The following is a 2,517-nucleotide window of genomic DNA, read 5'->3' on the forward strand; positions in this document are numbered from 1 at the left end:
AAAAAATAGTGTTCCTGACTCTTTAAAATTCAGACTGTTTAAAATCAGGGAGGACAACTTCCTGAAAACCTATAACTATAGGGGTGCGAAAAAAACAGCTTCTTTTATCCTTAAAAATTACAAGAATTATCTCAGCTTGCGTGAGAAAGAGGATGAAGAGAACAATCTGAAAACCTACTCTGCGTTGAAAAATGCCCCTTCACAGAAAGTCGTAATCCTGCAAAATACAGAAATCAAGATGATTAAAGATATTGCTGGTCTGAAAAATCTAAAAGTATCGGCAAATCATGATACCCTGAATTTCATATTTGATACCGGTGCAAATTTCTCCACTACTTCACAATCGGTTGCAAAACGTTTGAAAATGAACATCATCCCTGGATTAATAGAGGTAAATACCAGTACCGGCGTGAAGGTGAAGGCCCAACTGGCTGTTTGTAAACAGCTTAATTTGGGGAATATTGAGATTAGAAATGCGGTTTTTTTGGTACTGCCCGACCAGAGCTTGTCCTTTCCTCAAATAAAATACCAGATATATGGGATACTGGGCTATCCGGTAATTGAATCTTTCAGGGAAGTACAAATAACCCGGGATGGCAATTTTATTGTTCCGAAAAATGAAACAGTTTTCTTGGGAAATTCCAATTTGTCCATGAACGGATTAGCCCCGTTGATATGCATCGAGGGCAAGCACTATACATTTGATACGGGTGCCGATCACACCCTGCTTTACCGCTTATTTTACATCGAGCACCAGGAAGAAATAGACAAAAGCTACAAACCCCAAAAAATCAGTTTTGGAGGTGCTGCCGGCAGATCCGAATTTGAGGGTTATATCATAGACCATACCTTCAACTTTTGCGGGAAAACATTTAATCTGAAAGGAATACAGTTATTAAAGGAAAAAATCAACGATGATGAAACCGTTTATGGGAACATCGGACAGGACTTCATTCTTCAATTCAATAAAATGACACTTAACTTTGATCATATGTTTATTAGGCTTGAATAAAATTTTCTTAAAGCCAGGAATTTGATATAAAAAATCCCCAATAATAAAGAGGATAAAATAACGGTTATTGACAAAAAATTCGTAACTTAATAATATGTCCTCTTTCTTTTAATAATGCCATCTAATTGATTTATAATTACTTATTAATTTCCTGGCAATTATGAAAAGGCTAATAGTTTTATTTTTAGTCCTGCTGGGTGGAATCACGGTTCTAGCCCAGGAAAGGCAAATCAAGACATCTGACGGTGTAAGATTATATGTAAAAGTCAAAGGAAGCGGAATGCCCTGTTTGTACCTTCATGGTGGCCCTGGTGCAGGAAGTTTCTGGCTTGAAAAATACTTCGGGTATTATCTGGAGCAGCATTTTCAAATGGTTTACCTGGATCAAAGAGGAGCCGGACGTTCGTCAAGCCCTAAAAATCATAATTATTCGATGGACAGGATGGCCAAGGATTTTGAAGAAGTAAGAAAAGCATTAGGGATTAAGATGTGGATTACATTAGGCCATTCGTTTGGAGGTGTATTACAAATGGGCTATATAGAACGTTACCCAGAGTCCGTTTCAGGTATGATCATGGTCAACTGTACCTTGAGCATTGAAGAAAGCTTAGGCAAAAGTTGGATCATTAAGGCTTCAGAGTTTTTAGGTAACAAAGATCATCTTTCACTCACGGATTCACCTGATTCCATTCTGGCAAGATTTAAATTTGCCTGTAAAAAACTAAAATCAAAGAATATTTCATGGAAAATGAATTACGCATCACCCAAAACGGAGATATTGGTAAATGCCACTTACGAGGAATTTCTGAAGTGGAATAATGATTTTAATGCAAAGGCATTTTCTATCAAAGATTATTGGATAGACTATAGAAAAAATACTTCGGAAATCACAATTCCTGTCTTGTTTTTCTATGGACAAAATGACTGGGTTATAGGCCCTGAGCATTACAAAGGGATAAAGTTTCCGGATATGATTCTTTGGGGCAGCGAGGTGGGCCACATGCCCTTTTTAGAAAATAAACCCGATCTGAAAAATGCAATTGACAGTTTTATTCATAAATATAGATTATAAAAGATCGCAATTTATCAAAAGCTCGACTATCATTGAATATGATAATTCCCTGTAAGAAATATTTGGCCTTCCTTGCTATCATTTTATTCGCATATGTTCTACCTTGCCCTGCAGGACCGCCTTTTAACACCGATGACCCAGAGCCGGTTCCATTTAAGCACTGGGAATACTATATCTCATCCGTAAATACCCTTCAACCCGGTTTATGGTCAGGAACCTCCCCTCATTTTGAGGTAAATTATGGGGTAGTTCCCAACGTGCAGATCCATCTTCTCTTGCCGTTTAATTATACTTTTTCCCGCCATCAACCTGTCAAATTCGGATACGCGGATTCCGAACTGGGCATTAAATATTGTTTCATCCAGGAAACTGAAAACCGGCCACAGATTGGCACTTTCCCGATTTTTGAAATCCCCACCCTGAAAAATGAAAC

The 2,517-nt window shown here is 37.9% G+C and carries 3 protein-coding genes; all 3 read left to right on the forward strand.

What is annotated here, in order from left to right:
- Positions 1–1,012: retropepsin-like aspartic protease (locus Q8907_16170; GenBank protein ID MDP4275804.1), on the forward strand; the 1,012-nt coding region annotated here is incomplete at its 5' end.
- 160 nt (positions 1,013–1,172) lie between these two features.
- Positions 1,173–2,084, forward strand: a complete 912-nt coding sequence (locus tag Q8907_16175; protein MDP4275805.1) for an alpha/beta hydrolase — start codon at positions 1,173–1,175, stop codon at positions 2,082–2,084.
- 32 nt (positions 2,085–2,116) lie between these two features.
- Positions 2,117–2,517: hypothetical protein (locus tag Q8907_16180; GenBank protein MDP4275806.1), on the forward strand; the 401-nt coding region annotated here is incomplete at its 3' end.

The organism is Bacteroidota bacterium, from assembly GCA_030706565.1.
GTDB lineage: Bacteria > Bacteroidota > Bacteroidia > Bacteroidales > JAUZOH01 > JAUZOH01.